This window comes from Bradyrhizobium uaiense, from assembly GCF_010811875.1.
GTDB lineage: Bacteria > Pseudomonadota > Alphaproteobacteria > Rhizobiales > Xanthobacteraceae > Bradyrhizobium > Bradyrhizobium uaiense.
The window spans coordinates 1-234 of the sequence record NZ_VKHP01001120.1; the positions used below are offsets into that span (position 1 = coordinate 1).

Annotated in this window: 1 pseudogene; it reads right to left on the minus strand. The window is 61.1% G+C overall.

From position 1 onward, the window contains the following. Positions 1-234 (minus strand): annotated as a pseudogene (locus FNJ47_RS49030) (IS701 family transposase); the annotation flags it as partial.

Here is a 234-nt window from a genome sequence, read left to right on the forward strand (position 1 = left end):
CCTGAGGCACGTTGCTCGCCAATGAGCCAGGCTTCGTCGCCGGGGAGATGCTGCTGACCCTTATCCCATATCCGCTGCGGAGGTCCGTCGGCGGTGCGGACACGGACAGCAGCAAATCGGGCTTTCAGCCGACCTTTCGTCCCGCTGCGCCAGCTCACGGCTTTCCATTTGGCGCTGGCCAGCATGTGTTCTGCTGCAATTGATAAGATATCGGGCACGTGGTGCTTTCGTGGT